Source organism: Stenotrophomonas sp. MYb57, from assembly GCF_002966815.1.
Classification (GTDB): domain Bacteria; phylum Pseudomonadota; class Gammaproteobacteria; order Xanthomonadales; family Xanthomonadaceae; genus Stenotrophomonas; species Stenotrophomonas indicatrix.
The window spans coordinates 1992097-2008052 of the sequence record NZ_CP023271.1 but is presented as its reverse complement, the minus strand read 5'-3'; the positions used below and the strand labels follow the sequence as shown (position 1 = coordinate 2008052).

General features: G+C 65.0%; 12 protein-coding genes and 1 pseudogene. 6 read left to right on the top strand and 7 right to left on the bottom strand.

All coding sequences use genetic code 11. The annotated features are described in order from the left end of the window. From lapB to cmk, 5 genes are all read right to left on the bottom strand, one after another. Positions 1-1179: a lipopolysaccharide assembly protein LapB gene (lapB, locus tag CLM74_RS09330; RefSeq protein WP_032977571.1), complete on the bottom strand. Its 1179-nt coding sequence runs from the start codon at positions 1177-1179 to the stop codon at positions 1-3. 6 nt (positions 1180-1185) lie between these two features. Continuing rightward, entirely contained in the window at positions 1186-1470 is a 285-nt protein-coding gene (locus CLM74_RS09325) for a lipopolysaccharide assembly protein LapA domain-containing protein (protein WP_025875021.1), read from the bottom strand. A 77-nt stretch (positions 1471-1547) separates the two neighbouring features. Continuing rightward, a complete protein-coding gene (locus tag CLM74_RS09320; RefSeq protein WP_005409286.1) occupies positions 1548-1853 on the bottom strand; it encodes an integration host factor subunit beta in 306 nt (101 codons plus the stop codon). An 89-nt stretch (positions 1854-1942) separates the two neighbouring features. Then, positions 1943-3628, bottom strand: a complete 1686-nt coding sequence (gene rpsA / locus CLM74_RS09315; protein WP_025875032.1) for a 30S ribosomal protein S1 — start codon at positions 3626-3628, stop codon at positions 1943-1945. Positions 3629-3829: 201 nt separating this feature from the next. Next, a complete protein-coding gene (gene cmk / locus CLM74_RS09310) occupies positions 3830-4507 on the bottom strand; it encodes a (d)CMP kinase (protein WP_105163902.1) in 678 nt (225 codons plus the stop codon). Between the two features lie 197 nt (positions 4508-4704). Here cmk and ykgO point away from each other — a divergent pair, with 197 nt between their 5' ends. The 6 genes from ykgO to CLM74_RS09280 all read left to right on the top strand — a co-directional run bounded on the left by ykgO (position 4705) and on the right by CLM74_RS09280 (position 9204). Beyond that, complete coding sequence (gene ykgO, locus CLM74_RS09305; protein WP_005409283.1) at positions 4705-4830, top strand: type B 50S ribosomal protein L36; 126 nt, start codon at positions 4705-4707, stop codon at positions 4828-4830. 206 nt (positions 4831-5036) lie between these two features. Then, positions 5037-5306, top strand: coding sequence for a hypothetical protein (locus tag CLM74_RS09300; RefSeq protein WP_223482678.1), 270 nt, complete (start codon positions 5037-5039; stop codon positions 5304-5306). A gap of 39 nt (positions 5307-5345) precedes the next feature. Continuing rightward, positions 5346-6383 carry an agmatine deiminase family protein gene (locus tag CLM74_RS09295; protein ID WP_025875044.1) on the top strand — a complete coding sequence of 346 codons (1038 nt, stop codon included), beginning with the start codon at positions 5346-5348 and terminating at the stop codon, positions 6381-6383. 163 nt (positions 6384-6546) lie between these two features. Then, complete coding sequence (locus CLM74_RS09290) at positions 6547-7434, top strand: carbon-nitrogen hydrolase (RefSeq protein WP_025875046.1); 888 nt, start codon at positions 6547-6549, stop codon at positions 7432-7434. Between the two features lie 14 nt (positions 7435-7448). Beyond that, positions 7449-7979 (top strand): GNAT family N-acetyltransferase, encoded by a 531-nt coding sequence (locus CLM74_RS09285; protein WP_025875048.1) that lies wholly within the window; start codon positions 7449-7451, stop codon positions 7977-7979. Continuing rightward, positions 7972-9204 (top strand): TraB/GumN family protein, encoded by a 1233-nt coding sequence (locus CLM74_RS09280; protein WP_199776086.1) that lies wholly within the window; start codon positions 7972-7974, stop codon positions 9202-9204. The genes CLM74_RS09285 and CLM74_RS09280 overlap by 8 nt, the downstream gene beginning before the upstream one ends. A 195-nt stretch (positions 9205-9399) precedes the next feature. Here CLM74_RS09280 and CLM74_RS09275 read toward each other — a convergent pair whose 3' ends face one another. After that, positions 9400-12480 (bottom strand): efflux RND transporter permease subunit, encoded by a 3081-nt coding sequence (locus CLM74_RS09275; RefSeq protein ID WP_025875053.1) that lies wholly within the window; start codon positions 12478-12480, stop codon positions 9400-9402. Next, positions 12477-15932, bottom strand: a pseudogene (locus CLM74_RS09270) (efflux RND transporter permease subunit); the annotation flags it as partial. The gene CLM74_RS09275 and the pseudogene CLM74_RS09270, both read right to left, overlap by 4 nt. Positions 15933-15956 lie beyond the last annotated feature (24 nt).

Sequence of the window (15956 nt, the reverse complement as noted above, 5' to 3'; positions counted from 1 at the left end):
TCAGAGCACCGCGTAGTTCAACAGCGGCTTGACCGTGCCCCATTCCTTGCAGCTGGGGCATTGCCAGTGGTGGGTACGCGCGCCGAATCCGCAGCGGGTGCAGCGGTAAGCGGGATTGCGCACCAGCAACTGATCGGTGATGTGCTTGAGGTCGTGCAGGGTCGCGGTGGAATCTGCGCCCTCGGCCAGGGTGAGGTCGATCAGCGCCGATTCGCCACGCACCGATGGGCGATCCTTGAGCTGGCGGCCGAGGTAGGCGCGGGCAGGTGCAACACCCTCCTGCTCTTCCATCAGGCGGGTCAGCGCCAGCACCGGGGCGATGCCGCGGTAATGCTCGGTCATCTCGGACAGGAACGCGCGCGCGCCGCCCAGGTCGCCGACCTTGCGGTAGTTTTCCATCAGCGCCGGCAGCACTTCCGGCAGGTACTCCGGATCGTTGCGGGCGGCACGCTCGAAGGCACGCACGGCGGCCTCGGCGTTGCCTGCATCGGTTTCCAGGCGCCCCTCGATGATGCCGGCACGGACCGACATGGCATCGGCCTGGTAGGCGCGGGCAATGGCCGCCCTCGCCTCTTCCAGCTTGCCAGCGCCACGGAAGCGCTCGGCGAGCTCGCATTCGAACTGCCCGATCAGCTTGCCCATCGGCTCGCCGGTGACATCCTCGAAGCGGGTAGCGTTGTCGATCGCCTTTTCCCAGTCGCGCTCGGCCTGGTAGATGCCGATCAGGTGCTTGAGTGCCTGCGGTGCCCGCTGGTCCAGCTGTGCCAGTTCGGTGAACACGGTTTCGGCACGGTCCAGCAGGCCGGACTTCATGTAGTCCTCGCCCAGTGCCAGCAGGGCCTGCACGCGCTGCGCGTCGCTCAGGTCCTGGCGGTTGACCAGGCCCTGGTGCAGACGGATCGCGCGGTCCACTTCACCACGGCGACGGAACAGATGGCCCAGCGCGACCTGGGTCTCGAAGGTTTCCTTGTCCAGCTCGGCGATGTGCAGGAACAGTTCGATGGCCTTGTCCGGCTGCTCGTTGAGCAGGTAGTTCAGGCCACGGAAATAGGTGCTGGACAGGTGGCTGACCTGGTTGTCACCGTGGCGTTGACCACCGCGGCGTCCGATCACCCAGCCGGCCAGAGCCGCCAACGGAAGACAGAGGAAGAACCAGAACCACTCGGAAACGAATTCCATCTTCGATCAACGTCCATCAAAAGATTGGGAGGGGGCCACCGGCGCCGACGGTGCGGCCGCCGACTTGTTGGCACGTCGCAGCTGGCTGTAGAGCGGAATGACCACGCTCACCAGCACCAGGCCAGCGCCGACCACGACACCGATCAGCAGAGCGGCGATCAGCGCCACGCCGACGGACGTGTTCAATTGGGTAAACAGCAGGTTGATCGACATGGCCGTCATGTTGACCGCACCGATGATCAGACCAAGGATCAGAACCGCCAGCAGGACCAGCAGACGAAAAACTTTCATGCGACAGCTCCATTGGCAGGAGGCCGTAGCTTATCCGACTCGTGGTGGGATTCGCACGAAGTCGCGCGACGGATGGCTCAGGCCGGATCTGCGTCCAGCGGCAGCACACTGCTGACCCGCTCGCGCAATTCCTTGCCTGGCTTGAAATGAGGGACATGCTTGCCCGGCAGGGCAACCGATTCGCCGGTCTTCGGGTTGCGACCCAGGCGCGGCGGACGGTAGTGCAGCGAAAAACTGCCAAAGCCGCGGATCTCGATGCGATCGCCAGCCGACAGTGAGCCCCCCATCATTTCCAGCAATGACTTGACCGCCAGATCGACATCATCGGCCTTCAGGTGCGCCTGCCGGCGCGCAAGGATTTCGATCAGTTCGGATTTGGTCATTACCGGCTCACATCAGGGGCATCTCAGCCTGAAACGGCCCGGGCAGTGCCCGGGCCGTCCAGGAAACAACGAACAGCGTAAGGCCGATATTACTCGGACTTGTTGCCGTTCAGCTGTGCACGCAGCAGCGCGCCCAGCTGGGTGGTGCCGCTGGAAGCCGAAGAGGACTGGTATTCCTCCAGCACTTCGCGCATTTCCGCGTCGTCCTTGGCCTTGATCGACAGCTGCAGGGTACGACCCTTGCGATCCATGCCCACGAACTTGGCTTCAACCTTGTCGCCGACCTTCAGGTGCTGGGTCGCGTCGTCAACACGCTCGTTGGCGATGTCGCGAGCTGCAACATAGCCTTCGATGCCGTCGGACAGCTCGATGATGGCGCCCTTGGCGTCGACTTCCTTCACCACGCCTTCGACCTTGGAGCCCTTCGGATTGGTCGCCATGTACTGGCCGAACGGATCCTGCTCCAGCTGCTTGACGCCCAGCGAAATGCGCTCGCGTTCCGGATCGACGGCCAGGACGACTGCGTCCAGGTTGTCGCCCTTCTTGAAGTTGCGAACGATGTCTTCGCCAGTGGTCGCCCAGCTGATGTCGGACAGGTGAACCAGGCCGTCGATGCCGCCGTCCAGGCCGATGAAGATGCCGAAGTCGGTGATCGACTTGATCTGGCCCGACACCTTGTCACCCTTCTTGTGGGTGGCAGCGAAGGTTTCCCACGGATTGGCGGCAACCTGCTTCATGCCCAGCGAGATGCGGCGACGCTCCTCGTCGACGTCCAGGACCATGACTTCAACTTCGTCACCGACCTGCACAACCTTGGACGGGTTGACGTTCTTGTTGGTCCAATCCATCTCGGAAACGTGCACCAGACCTTCGACGCCCGGCTCGATTTCGACGAATGCGCCGTAATCGGTGACGTTGGAGACCTTGCCGAACACGCGGCTGTTGGCCGGGTAACGACGGGCGATGTTATCCCACGGATCTTCGCCCAGCTGCTTCAGGCCCAGCGAAACGCGGTTGCGCTCGCGGTCGAACTTCAGCACGCGCACGTCCAGCTCGTCGCCGACATTGACGACTTCGGACGGATGGCGCACGCGCTTCCATGCCATGTCGGTGATGTGCAACAGGCCGTCGATGCCGCCCAGGTCCACGAATGCGCCGTAATCGGTCAGGTTCTTGACGACACCCTTCAGGATCGCGCCTTCCTGCAGCTTGTCCATCAGCTGCTCGCGCTCTTCCGAGTGCTCGCTTTCGACGACAGCGCGGCGCGAGACCACGACGTTGTTGCGCTTGCGGTCAAGCTTGATGAGCTTGAATTCCAGCTCCTTGCCTTCCAGGTAGGCCGGATCGCGCACGGGGCGCACATCGACCAGGGAACCCGGCAGGAAGGCGCGGACATCCTTGATGTCCACGGTGAAACCACCCTTGACCTTGCCGCTGATGCGACCGGTGATGGTTTCGTTCTTTTCCAACGCTTCTTCCAGCTCGTCCCACACCATCGCGCGCTTGGCCTTCTCGCGCGACAGGACGGTTTCACCGAAGCCGTTCTCGATCGAGTCGAGGGCGACCTTGACGATGTCGCCTTCGGCAACATCGATTTCGCCAGCGTCGTTACGGAACTGTTCGATCGGCACGATGCCTTCCGACTTCAGCCCGGCGTTGATCACCACGACGTCGCCGCGGACTTCAACAACGGTACCGCTGACGATGGCGCCCGGCTTCAGCTTGGCCAGGTTGGCCTGGCTGGCTTCAAACAGTTCGGCAAATGATTCGGTCATTAGATTTACTCTGTTGGACACATGGGTCGGTTGGCTTCCCTTCAGGGAATGGCTACCGCCCGCCTGTTGGTCGACCCCGGAAATGCAGGTCGTGTGTGGAAGTAGGAAAACCGCCACGCATCATTGCGCGACGGAGCTTTTACAGCACTGCAGATGCGCGACCTCCACCGATGCTGCTGGCAGAGCTCCCGCGCGAACGGATCAGGCAGCCGGAACCGGAAGCAGATCCATCACTCTGGCAACGACATCTTCGATGCCGATGCCTGTGGTGTCGATGAGGACAGCATCGTCTGCCGGCTTCAGGGGCGCCACGGTACGCTGAGCATCACGGGCGTCGCGGGCCATGATCTCGCGCAGGAGGTCTTCAAAGTTAACAGAAACCCCCTTGTCTTTCAACTGCTTATGCCGGCGCTCGGCGCGCTCCTCGGCACTGGCGGTCAGGAAGACCTTGTAGGGGGCGTTCGGGAAGATCACCGTGCCCATGTCGCGGCCGTCGGCGACCAGCCCCGGCTCCATCCTGAATGCGCGCTGGCGCTCCTTCAGGGCGGCCCGGACCTCGGGAATGGCGGCAATCGCCGACGCCAGCGCCCCAGTGGTCTCCAGCCGCAGCTCGTCGGTGGCATCGGTGCCATTGACCAGGACCCGCATGCCATCGCCCTGCTCGACGAACTGGACATGCGTATCAAAGGTGCAGCGCACCAGCGCGGAGGCATCGGAGGTGTCGATGTCGGCCCAGCTGGCCGCCACGCCGACCGCGCGGTACAGAGCGCCCGAATCCAGGTAGTGCCAGCCCAACCGGCGCGCCACGATGCGGCTGATGGTACCCTTGCCGGCCCCTGACGGGCCGTCGATGGTCAGGACGGGAACGAGTGGATTCATGGGGGTCCTTGCGCGTGTGAAGGGGGCATTCTAGCCCCTGCCGGACACCCCGCAACGGGCCTTTTGTGCAACCACTTGAAACCATGGGGAAAAGCCCGGTAGAATGGCGGGCTTGAACGAGCGTCCACTGCCGATTGTCTTTCGCATATCGCGGCCACGCTCCACCCGAACAACTACTGTTTACGCCGAGGTATGCCATGAAAGTTCTGTCCTCCCTGAAGTCGGCGAAGGCCCGTCACCGTGACTGCAAGGTCGTGCGTCGTCGTGGCAAGATCTTCGTCATCTGCAAGTCGAACCCGCGTTTCAAGGCGCGTCAGCGCTAAGCCCAACGGTCCTTGTGACCGCGGCTGGCCCCACGCGGGGCCGACCCGATGCAAAAAGCCGCCTTCGGGCGGTTTTTTGTTTATGCGGTTTTTTCCTGCCGTTTTTGCTGTAATCGCTGTTCTTGACCACTGGGGAGTAGATCGAGATGACGCGTTACCTGTGCACCCTGGCCGTACTGGCCACCCTGGCTGCCGCCACCCCGGCGATGGCCGATACCCTGCTTGTCGACCGCGCCCGCGAAAAGCCGGCCGGCGCCCTGCCCGTCCGCGGCCAGAGCATGCAGCAGGTGCAGTCGCAGTTCGGCGCGCCGGCAGAGCAGCTGCAGCCGCGCGGCGGGCAGAAACGGCAATGGCCGACCATCCACCGCTGGGTGTACCCGCAGTTCACCGTCTACTTCGAGAAGCAGAAGGTGATCGACGTGGTGGCAAACCAGGCGGATCCGAACGAAATCGGCCCCAAGCCGCCGATCCGTTGACCCCCATGCCCGCCACCGGCGGGCGCGTGTAGCGAGACCATGAACCAGACCCTTCGTTTTCCTGCCGAATGGGAAGCCCAGAGCGGCGTCCTGATTGCCTGGCCCACCGCCGACACCGACTGGGCCGACCGCCTGGGCCAGGTGGAAGAGACCTACATCGCCCTGGTTGCAGCGATCACCCGCTTCCAGCCGGTGCTGATCTGCGTGGCCGACGATGACGTGGAGACCTACGCCGAGATGCGGCTGCGCTCCAACCGCATCGACATGGACAAGGTCCACTTCACCACCGCCGCCTACGACGATACCTGGCTGCGTGATTCGGGCCCGATCACCCTGCGCCGTGCCGACGGCAGCTTCCAGCTGCTGGACTTCCGCTTCACCGGCTGGGGCGGCAAGTTCGACGCAACCCTGGATGACCAGCTGGTCGGCGCGCTCGACCAGGCCGGCGTGTTCAACGACGCGACGGTGCGCAGCATTCCGTTCGCGCTGGAGGGCGGCGGCATCGAGACCGATGGCGAAGGCACCCTGCTGACCACCTGGAAGTGCCTGCACGAGCGCCATCCCGACCGTGACCGCGACAGCCTGAGCGCCGACCTGGCCGACTGGCTGCAGCAGAAGCGCGTGCTGTGGCTGGATCATGGCTATCTGGAAGGCGACGACACCGACGCCCATATCGACACCCTCGCCCGCTTCGCCTCGGCCGACAGCATCGTCTACCAGGCCTGCGACGACGCCAGCGACTCGCATTACGCCGAGCTGCAGGCGATGGGCGCCGAGCTGGCCGCACTGCGCACGGCTGACGGAAAGCCGTACCGCCTGTTCCCGCTGCCGTGGGCACAGCCGGTGATCGATGAAGGCCGTCGCCTGGCTGCTTCGTATGCCAATTACCTGATCGTCAACGGCGCGGTGCTGATGCCGGCCTATGGCGACCCGGCCGACGACTTGGCCCGCGACGTGCTGGCACAGGCCCACCCGGGCCGCGAGATCGTGCAGGTGCCGTGCCGCTCGCTGATCTGGCAGAACGGCAGCCTGCACTGCATCACCATGCAGCTGCCGGCTGGGCTGTTGAAGGCATAAGCCACGCGGTAGCGCCGGGCCATGCCCGGCGAGCGCGGCGGCATCTGGAAAATCCGCCGGGCATGGCCCGGCGCTACCGGTTGCGTGCACCATTCAGCAGCCAACACGCTGTCGTGGCGCATCCGCGTTAACATGCGGGTTTTCCCCCGCAGGATCGCCCCGCATGAACTCGCGCAGCCCCCTTACCGTCGCCCTGATCCAGGAGCGCAACCACGGTGATGCCGCCGCCAACCTGGCGGTGATCGAAGCGCGTGTTGCCGACGCCGCGGCGCAGGGCGCGAAGCTGGTGCTGCTGCAGGAACTGCACAACGGTCCCTACTTCTGCCAGCACGAATCGGTCGATGAATTCGACCTGGCCGAGCCGATTCCGGGCCCGAGCACCGAGCGCCTGGGCGCGCTGGCCAAGAAGCATGGCGTGGTGCTGGTCGGCTCGCTGTTCGAGCGCCGCGCTGCCGGCCTGTACCACAACACCGCCGTGGTCTTCGAGAAGGACGGCACCTTGCTGGGCAAGTACCGCAAGATGCACATTCCCGATGACCCGGGCTTCTACGAGAAGTTCTACTTCACCCCGGGCGATATCGGCTTCAAGCCGATCGACACCTCGGTCGGCCGCCTTGGCGTGCTGGTGTGCTGGGACCAGTGGTACCCGGAAGCAGCGCGCCTGATGGCGCTGGCCGGTGCTGAGCTGCTGCTGTACCCCACCGCGATCGGCTGGGACCCGGATGATGTGCAGGACGAAAAGACCCGCCAGCGCGACGCCTGGGTACTGAGCCACCGTGGCCATGCCGTAGCCAACGGCGTGCCGGTGCTCAGCTGCAACCGCGTCGGCCACGAGGCTTCGCCGCTGGGCGCCTCGGGCATCCAGTTCTGGGGCAACAGCCACGTGCTGGGCCCGCAGGGCGAGTTCCTGGCCGAAGCCGGCACCGACGCGACCATCCTGATGTGCGAGGTCGACCTGCAGCGCAGCGAACACGTGCGCCGCATCTGGCCGTTCCTGCGTGATCGTCGCATCGACGCCTACGGCGACCTGCTCAAGCGCTACATCGACTGACCCGGAGCCCGCGCATGGCCGTACTCATCCGTGATGCCGGCCCTGCCGACATCGCTGCGATCACCGCGATCTACGCGGTGGAAGTGACCGACTTCGTCAATACCTACGAGTACGAGATCCCCGACCAGGCCGAGATGCTGCGCCGCATGCGCGACATCATCGACCGCGGCTTCCCCTACCTGGTGGCCGAGGTCGACGGCCAGGTTGCCGGCTATGCGTATGCCAACACCTACCGCACGCGCATCGCCTACCAGTGGACCGTTGAGAACTCGGTCTACGTCGATGCCCGTTTCCAGGGCCGTGGCGTCGGCACCAGCCTGCTGCAGGCACTGATCGATGCCTGCACCGCGCGCGGCCATCGACAGATGGTGGCGGTGATCGGCGAGCCGACCAACACGGCCTCCATCAAGCTGCACGAACGCTTCGGTTTCCAGCTGGTGGGCGTGTTCCGTGGCCTCGGCCGCAAGCACGGCCGCTGGCTGGACACCGTACAGATGCAGCGCGCGCTCGGCGATGGCGCCGATTCCGCTCCTTCCAATGAATGATTCCATGACCGAAACCCTTCCCGAAACCGGCGACGATCTGTTCGCCGGCCAGCCAGTGCGCGTCGTCGAGCGCGATGGCGTGCGCTACACCCTGCTGGGCACTGCCCACGTCTCCCATGCCAGCGTCGAGGCGGTGGAGAAAGCCATCGACAGCGGACGATTCGATGCGGTGGCCGTCGAGCTGGACCCGCAGCGCCTGCAGGCGCTGAGCGACCCGGACACGCTGGCCAAACTGGACCTGGTGGAAGTGATCCGCAAGGGCCGCGTCGCGTTGTTCGCGGCCAACCTCGCGCTGTCGGCCTACCAGCGCCGACTGGCCGAACAGCTCGGCATCGAGCCGGGCGCGGAACTGAAGCGTGCGGTGGACCTGGCACGCGAGCGCAATCTGCCGGTGCACCTGATCGACCGCGAAGTCGGCCTGACGTTCCGCCGCGCTTCGCAGCGGCTGGGCTTCTTCGGCAAGCTGAAGCTGGTGGCCGGGCTCGGCGCCGGCCTGTTCTCGTCCGAGGATGTCGGCGAAGACGAGATCGAGAAGCTGAAGCAGGGCGACATGCTGGAATCGAGCTTCGGCGAGTTCGCCAGCGAGAACCCGGCGTTGTACGAAACGATCATCGGCGAGCGCGACCGCTACATGGCCACGCGCCTGCGTGAAGCGCATGATCCGCAGCAGCGCGAAGTGCTGGCGGTGGTCGGCGCCGGCCATCTGGCCGGCCTGGCGCGTTACCTGGAAACCGATACCGAGGCGCCTGCGCCGTTGCGCGAGCAACTGGAAGCGGTGCCGAAGAAGCGCAACATCCCGTGGTTCACCCTGGCGATCCTCGCCATCGTGGCCACCGGCATCGGTGTTGGCTTCTATCGTGGTGGACTGGGCGTGGGCACCGAACTGCTGGCGACCTGGGCGATGTATACCGGCGGCCTGGCTGGCCTGGGCTGCCTGGTGGCCGGCAGCCACCCGCTGAGCATCCTCACCGCGATCGTGGTGGCGCCGTTCAAGCCGTTCCGCCTGAGCATCCCCACCGGCGCATTCGCGGCACTGGTGGAAGCGCGCCTGCGCAAGCCGACCTACGAGGATTTCCTCAAGCTGCGTGACGATGCACAGTCGTTGAAGGGCTGGTACCGCAACCGTGTCACCCGCGTGGTGCTGACCTTCATACTGACCAACCTGGGCAGCATGCTGGGCCTGTGGCTGACCGCGGGCAAGGTCTGGAGCAAGGTGGCGAGCTGATCGCCCTGCCCCGCCGGGCATGGCCCGGCGCTACCGGTAGGTGCCAACTTTGGTTGGCACGTCATTTACATCCACGGCGATGGTAGCGCCGGGCCATGCCCGGCGAAAAAAAGGGGAGACCGCCCCACTACGACCGGTCTCCCCCCACCACAACACGTTTCCGCCCCTCCGGTCGAGCAAGCTCGACCGCTACACCTACACCGGGGTTCCCGCCACGACCTCGCGGCCGCGAGCGCGCTGGATCAGCCGCACCACCGCATTGCGCAGGTCATCAAGCACCGCGTAGATCGTCGGCAGGAACAGCAGGCTGACCACGGTAGAGAACGCCAGGCCACCGGCAATCGCACGCGCCATCGGCGAGTACTCCGGCCCGTTGCCGAACATCTGCGTATCGGTCAGCGAGATCGGCACCATCGCCAGGATCGCCGTGCCCATGGTCATCATGATCGGGCGCAGACGCTCGCGTGAGCCCTCCACCAGCGCCTGGGTACGGCCCATCCCGCCCCGGCGCAGATTGTTGATGTGCTCGATCATCACGATGCCGTTGTTCACCACCACGCCCATCAGCACCAGGATGCCGATGAAGGACATGATCCCGAACGAGGTGCCGGTGATCCAGAACAGCCAGAACACGCCGAAGATCGAGAACAGCACGCCGCTCATGATCGCCGCCGGGAACAGCAGCGATTCGAACACCGCAGCCATCACCACGTAGATCATCACCAGCGCGATCAGCAGGTTGAACACCATCTGCTGCATCGCCTCGTTGTCATCGCCGTAGTCGCCGCCATCGAAGGTGAAGCCGTAGCCGGCCGGGAAGTTCATCGGCTTGAGCACTGCTTCCATGGCCTTGCGGCCGTCCGGAGCGGTGATCTTCTCGGCCAGGTTGGCCTTGATGGTCAACGTGGTCTGGCGGTTGGTGCGACCGATCTGGGTCGCTGATGAACCCACATCGACACTGACCAGGCTCAACAGCGGTACGCTGCGGCCATCGCCGGTGCGCACGCTGAAACCGGCCAGGTCTTCAGGGCTGCTCTGTTCGGCACCGGCGAAGCGCACCCATACCGGCACTTCGTTGTCACCACGACGGAACTCGCGCATCGGTGCACCACGCAGCGCCAGGCCAACGAAACTGGCAACCTGCTCGGCATTGAATCCGAACGCCGCTGCACGCTCACGGTCGACGTGCACTTTCAGCTCGCCGCCCTTCTCGCCGTTGTCGATGCGCACATCGCGCAGCTCGGCGCGCTGTGCCAGCAGCGGCAGCACTTCCTGGCCGATCTCCTGCAGCATCGCGCTGGAGTCGCCGACCAGCTGCACCTGCACGCCCTGGTTGCCGCCACCGCCACCATCCCCGCCCTGGTTGCCGACGAAGTAGTCGGTGCGCGCGGATTTCGGCAGCCCTTTGCGCAGTTCTTCCTGCAGCGCCTTGATGTCCTTGGCGTACTTCTCGTCCAGGGTGACCACGGTCGAACTGCCTTCCTGTTCGCTGTACCAGGAATAGACCTGCTGCACGTGCAGGCGCTCGCGGTTCTGCTCGATCCAGCCTTCGACACGGGCCACTTCCTCGGACATCTGCCGGTAGGTGTAGGCGCCCTTCCACATGTAGCCGATGAAGATGTCCTTGCCACCATCGCCACCGAACATGTCGATCTTGGTCAGCTTCATCGGCACCAGGCTGACCAGCACCACCAGCAGGATGCCCAGCAGGCTCCAGCCGCGATGGCGCAGTGACCAGTCCAGCAGCTGCGCGTAGCGGCGCTGCAGGCGCGCGATCACGCCGGTCTGCGAGTGCACCAGCTTCGGCGTGGCCATGCGCGCGGACAGCATCGGGATCAGGCTGACCGCCACCAGCCACGAGGCCAGCAGCGAGACCGAGATGGTGATCGCGATCTGCGCCATGAAGATGCTGATGTTGTTGGTTTCACCAAACAGGTTGGGCACGAACACGATGCAGTGGCACAAGGTGCCGGCGCTGAGCGCGATGGCAACGTTACGGGTGCCGATGATCGAGGCCAGGCGTGGCTGGTCCGGCAGCCGCTCACGTTCCTGGTAGATGCTCTCGACCACCACCACGGCATTGTCGACCAGCATGCCCACGGCCAGCAGCAGGCCCATCATGGTCAGGATGTTGAGCGTGACCCCGGCGAAATACATGAAGCCCAGGGTGATGGTGAAGCAGATCGGAATGGCCAGGGTCACCATCAACGTGGACGGCCAGTGGCGCAGGAAGAAGAACAGCACCGTCACCGACAGGATCAGGCCGACACCGCCGGCCTCGGCCAGCTCCAGCAGGGACGAGGTCACCGCCTTGCCCTGGTTGTCGATCACCTTGATCTGCACGTCGCGCATCGATGCCTGCGCGCGGATCGCTTCAACCTCGGCAAGCGCGCCGCGCGAGACGTCCACCAGGTTGGCGCTGCGTTCCTTGTAGATGTCCAGGCCGACGGCAGGATTGCCATCCAAGCGGCGGCCATAGCTCATACGCGCCGGCTTCAGCCGCACATCGGCAATGTCACCCAGGCGCAGTCCCTTGGCATTGATCACCAGGTCACGCATTTCCTGCAGGTCGGTGATCTCGCCCACCGGCTGCACGCGCACGCGCTGGCCATTGTCGTCGATCTGCCCGGCCGAGATCGAGAAATTCAGCGTGCGCAGGCGATCGCTCAGCTCGTTGATGCTCAGGCCGTGGGCGTTCAGGCGGTTCGGATCGATCGCGATCTCCACCTCGTTCGGTGGCGCGCCGGTGATCTCGACCCGGGCCACGCCCGGAATCCGCTCGATACGCCGCTTGAATTCGCGGTCGAGCATGTCATAGGCGGTGGTCAGGTCGGTGGTACTGGCCAGGCGCACCTTCAGCACCGGCTGGTCGCTGCTGGACCACTTGAACACGTTGTAGCGCTGCACATCGTCAGGCAGGTCGCTGCGGATCGCGTCGATGCGCTCGCGCGCATCTGAAGCGGCGATGGCGATATCACGATCCCAGTCACTGAACTCAATGAAGATCGACGCAGCTTCGGAGGTCGCCGACGACCGCATGCGCTTGATGCCGGTCATCGTCGCCAGCGACTCCTCCACCGGCCGGATGATGGTCCGCTCGACTTCTTCCGGGGTGGAGCCGGTATAGGGAATCTGCACGAACAGGAACGGTGCGGAGATGTCCGGCAGCGCTTCCAGTGGCAGCCGGAACGAGGCGATCAGGCCGACCACCACCAGCGACACGAAACACATGATGGTGGTGACCGGGCGGCGGATGGAGAACTCGGCAACGCTCATGCCGGTTCCTCCGCACCCGACGCACTGCCCTCGGCACCGTGCAGGCCCTCACCGGCATGCTTGCGACCGCGTTCGCGGTAGTAGGCATCGCCGCGGCGGTCCATCAGGTCGTACACCACCGGGATCACCAGCAGGGTCAACAGGGTCGACACCAGCAGGCCACCGATCACGGTGATCGCCATCGGTGCGCGCACTTCGGCGCCCTCGCCCATCGCCACCGCCAGCGGCAGGAAGCCGAACAGCGTGCACAGAGTTGTCATGATGATCGGCCGCAGGCGCGAACGCGCACCTTCCACCAAGGCCTCGTGCTTGGCCACGCCGGCCTCGCGCAGCTGGTTGACCTTGTCGATCAGGATGATCGCGTTCTTGGTGACCAGGCCGACCAGCAGGATCAGGCCGATGAACACCACCACCGAAATCGGCTTGCCGGTCAGCATCAACGCCAGGATCGCGCCGACCAGCGCCAGCGGGATGGTGAACAGGATCACGAACGGATGCAGCAGCGATTCGAACTGCGACGCCATCACCAGGTAGACGAGGAAGATCGCCAGGCCGAAGGCGAAGATCAGCGACTTCGCCGCCTGTGCCAGTTCCTCGCCCTGGCCGCCGATGTGCAGGCCCACGCCGGCTCCCAGCGGCTGTTCGGACACCATCTGCTGTACTTCGCGCATGGCCGCACCCAGGTCGATGTCGCGCAGGTTGGCCGAGACCACGGCCACCCGAGTCTGGTCGGCACGATGGATCTCGCTGGGGCCAGTGGTGGCCACCACGTCGGCAACCGCATCCAGGGTGACCGGACGGGTGCTGCCGGGATTGACGATCAACCGGCGGATGCTCTCCACGCTGGCACGATCGGTTTCCTGCGCGCGCACCAGCACGTCGATCTTGCGGTCGCGGAAGCTGTAGCGGGTGGCGACATCGCCGCGCACCTTCTTCACCACCACATCGGCGATCTGCCGCGTGGTCAGGCCCAGTGCACCGGCTCGCTCCTGGTCGAAGCGGATCTGGATTTCCGGGAAGCCCTCTTCCACGGTGGATTTGACGTCGGCGTAGTGCGCATTGCCGCGCAGCAGCGCCGCCAGGCGCTGGCCTGCCACTTCCAGGGTCGCCATGTCCTGCCCACGCAGTTCGATTTCCAGCGGCGTGGAGAAGCTGAACAATGCCGGCCGCGCGAAGTCGACCTGCGCACCCGGGTGCTGGCCCATGGTGTCGCGCAGGCGCTCGGTGATCTCCGCTTCGGTCTGCGGGTTGCCGCCGCCTTCCATCACGATGGTCAGCTTGCCGATGTTCTCGCCACTCTCGGTCGGGCTGGCATCCAGGCGGGTACCGCTGCCGCTGACACCGTACAGCGATGCCACGCCTTCGCCCTTGCCATGCGCCAACTGCAGCTCACGCACCAGCGCATCGGTCTGCTTCAGCGGCGTGCCGGCCGGCAGCTTGACCGTCATTTCAAAACGGTCCTGCGCCAGCTGCGGGATCAGGTCGGCGCCGAGCATCGGCACCAGCGCCATCGTGCCGACAAACGCTAGCGCAGCCAGGCCCAGCACCTTGCCAGGGTGGGCCAACGCACCCGGCAGCAGCCGCAGGTAGCCACGTTCGGCACCGGCATACGGCTTCATGGCGATGTCACTGGCCTTGCGCATCACCGGGCCGATCACTGCAGCCACGCCACGGCAGAGGCGCACCACCAGCCATGCCAGCGCGTAGAAACTCCAGCGCATCGTCGCCACCACGCCACGACGGCCGAGTGCGACCGGCTTCTGCCAGCGGCTCTGCGGCTGCCACGGCTCGGCTGCGGCTTCTTCCGGGAAGGCCAGCGGCGGCCGACCCTTCAGCGAGCTCAGCATCGGAATCAGGGTCATCGACACCAGCAGCGAAATCGCGATGGCGATGGCCACGGTCAACGCCTGGTCGCGGAACAGCTGGCCGGCGATGCCGTCGACGAACACCAGCGGCAGGAACACCGCGATGGTGGTCAGGGTCGAGGCGACCACGGCCATGCTCACTTCACGGGTACCGGCGATCGCCGCCTGCAGGATGCCCAGGCCGCGTTCGCGCGCCTTGGCGATGCTCTCCAGCACCACGATCGAGTCATCCACCACCAAGCCGGTGGCCAGTGCCAGGCCGCCCAGCGACATCACGTTCAAGCTCAGGCCAAGCTGGCCCATGAAGAAGAACGTGGCGATGATCGAGACCGGCAACGACAGGCTGATCACGAACGTGCTCCAGCCGTCGCGCAGGAACAGGAAGATGATCAGGATCGCCAGCAGGCCACCGATCACCGCGTCCTTCTTGACGTCGGCGATGGCGTGCTCGATGAAGCGCGACTGGTCTTCGATGGTGGTCAGTTCGGCATCGGCCGGGAACGTTGCCTTGATCTGCTCCAGACGCTTGCGCAGCGCTTCGGCGGTGGCCACTGTATTGGCGTCGCCTTCCTTGTAGATCGCCAGTTCGACCGATTCCTTGCCGCCCAGGCGGATGACCGCTTCGCGTTCCTTGTAGCCCTGGCGCACGGTGGCCACGTCCTTCAGGCGCACCGGCACGCCGTTGGCGACCACGCTGGAGGCGCCGCCTGAGGAAGCGCTCTGTGCAGCGGAAGCGGCGGCGACGGCTGCAGCCGAGCCCGTAGAGGCAGCGATGTTGAACATCTGCTGCAGCGCCGAGTCGGCCGCGCTGCCGTTGGCGGACTGGGTGGTGACCAGCAGGTTGCGGATTTCTTCCAGGTCGGCGAACTGGTTGACGGTGCGCACCAGGAAGCGCTGCGAGCCCTCCTCCAGGCGGCCGCCGGAAATGTTGATGTTCTCTTCCTTCAACCGCTTGATGACGGTGTCGATCGGCAGGTTGAGCTGGGCCAGTTTCTGCTGGTCGATGTCGACCTGGATCTCGTCTTCCAGGCCACCGCCAACCTTCACCGCCGCCACGCCGGTAACCGGCTCCAGCTTCTTCTTCAGGTCTTCGTCGGCATAGCGACGCAGGCCGGTCAGTTCACGGATCGCTTCTTCGTCGGTCGCAGGCGCGGCCTTGGTCGACAGCACCAGGCGCATGATCGGCTCGGTGGAGGGATTGAAACGCAGCAGCACCGGCGCCTTGGCTTCCAGGGGCAGGTTCAGCGCTTCCATCTTGTCGCGCACTTCCAGGCTGGCCTGGTCCATGTTGGTGCCCCAGGCGAACTCGAGCACCACATCACTCTGGCCGGTGCGCGAGACCGACTTCAGCTTGCGCAGGTTCTTGACCACGCCCACGGCTTCTTCGACCGGCTGGGTGATCAGGGTTTCCATTTCCGTCGGCGCCGCACCGGTGTACTCGGTGCGCACGGTCAGCGTCGGATAGCTCAGGTCGGGCAGCAGGTTGACCTTGAGGTTGCCCAGTGCGATCAGGCCAAACAGCAGCAGGGTGACCGTGCACATGGCGATGGTGACGCGGCGGCGGGTGGCGAACTCCACCAGGCCGCCACGCATGCCTGCGGCGGCGCCATC

What these genes read in the sequence shown, in the direction of transcription:
- lapB (WP_032977571.1), bottom strand. Translation starts at nt 1,179, where the DNA reads ATGGAATTCGTTTCCGAGTGGTTCTGGTTCTTCCTCTGTCTTCCGTTG.
- CLM74_RS09325 (WP_025875021.1), bottom strand. Translation starts at nt 1,470, where the DNA reads ATGAAAGTTTTTCGTCTGCTGGTCCTGCTGGCGGTTCTGATCCTTGGT.
- CLM74_RS09320 (WP_005409286.1), bottom strand. Translation starts at nt 1,853, where the DNA reads ATGACCAAATCCGAACTGATCGAAATCCTTGCGCGCCGGCAGGCGCAC.
- rpsA (WP_025875032.1), bottom strand. Translation starts at nt 3,628, where the DNA reads ATGACCGAATCATTTGCCGAACTGTTTGAAGCCAGCCAGGCCAACCTG.
- cmk (WP_105163902.1), bottom strand. Translation starts at nt 4,507, where the DNA reads ATGAATCCACTCGTTCCCGTCCTGACCATCGACGGCCCGTCAGGGGCC.
- ykgO (WP_005409283.1), top strand. Translation starts at nt 4,705, where the DNA reads ATGAAAGTTCTGTCCTCCCTGAAGTCGGCGAAGGCCCGTCACCGTGAC.
- CLM74_RS09300 (WP_223482678.1), top strand. Translation starts at nt 5,037, where the DNA reads ATGGCCGATACCCTGCTTGTCGACCGCGCCCGCGAAAAGCCGGCCGGC.
- CLM74_RS09295 (WP_025875044.1), top strand. Translation starts at nt 5,346, where the DNA reads ATGAACCAGACCCTTCGTTTTCCTGCCGAATGGGAAGCCCAGAGCGGC.
- CLM74_RS09290 (WP_025875046.1), top strand. Translation starts at nt 6,547, where the DNA reads ATGAACTCGCGCAGCCCCCTTACCGTCGCCCTGATCCAGGAGCGCAAC.
- CLM74_RS09285 (WP_025875048.1), top strand. Translation starts at nt 7,449, where the DNA reads ATGGCCGTACTCATCCGTGATGCCGGCCCTGCCGACATCGCTGCGATC.
- CLM74_RS09280 (WP_199776086.1), top strand. Translation starts at nt 7,972, where the DNA reads ATGAATGATTCCATGACCGAAACCCTTCCCGAAACCGGCGACGATCTG.
- CLM74_RS09275 (WP_025875053.1), bottom strand. Translation starts at nt 12,480, where the DNA reads ATGAGCGTTGCCGAGTTCTCCATCCGCCGCCCGGTCACCACCATCATG.